The organism is Bacillus cereus group sp. N21 (assembly GCF_016483395.1).
GTDB classification, from domain to species: domain Bacteria; phylum Bacillota; class Bacilli; order Bacillales; family Bacillaceae_G; genus Bacillus_A; species Bacillus_A pseudomycoides.
This window is the reverse complement of record NZ_JAEHBX010000219.1, coordinates 1-681: the sequence shown is the minus strand read 5'-3', so window position 1 is coordinate 681 and position 681 is coordinate 1. Positions and strand designations below refer to the sequence as shown.

The window sequence follows — 681 nt, the reverse complement described above, 5'->3', positions numbered from 1 at the left end:
TCGTTTATTTAAATCAACGGAATGTTGGTATCAGTTTGATGAAAAAGATACTTGGACGCTTTTCCATTCTTATGCGTTTGACTTCTCAGTTTGGGAAATTTGGGGAGCATTGCTCTATGGAGGAAGATTGGTTGTTGTTCCTTACTGGATTAGTCGATCGCCTAAGGATTTCTATCAACTGTTAGTAGAGGAAGAGGTTACGGTTCTTAATCAGACACCATCCGCATTTCGACAATTGATACAAGTGTGTGAACAAGAAGATGAGAATAAAAACTTGCATCTGCGCTATATCATATTTGGTGGGGAAGCACTCGATCCGGCCAGCTTGCTACCGTGGTTTCAAAGGTATGGAGAGCAGAACACGCAGCTAATCAATATGTATGGAATTACAGAAACTACCGTTCATGTTACGTATTATCCAATTACTCAAGATGATGTGCAGCATTCTTCAAGAAGTAATATCGGAAAGCGGATTCCAGATTTAGAAGTGTATGTGCTAGACAATTGTCAACAGCCTGTGCCTATTGGCGTATCTGGTGAACTATATATTGGTGGAGCGGGACTCGCACGTGGGTATTTAAACAGACCTGAATTGACTGCAGAACGTTTCATTCCTCATCCATTCAGTAGTGACCCGGGAGCGCGATTATATCGGACAGGAGACTTAGCGAGATACTTGCC

1 protein-coding gene is annotated in these 681 nt (G+C 42.1%); it reads left to right on the top strand.

What is annotated here, in order from left to right; genetic code table 11:
- The coding region (locus JDS96_RS30565; protein WP_199669101.1) for an AMP-binding protein at window positions 1-681 on the top strand (681 nt) is incomplete at both ends.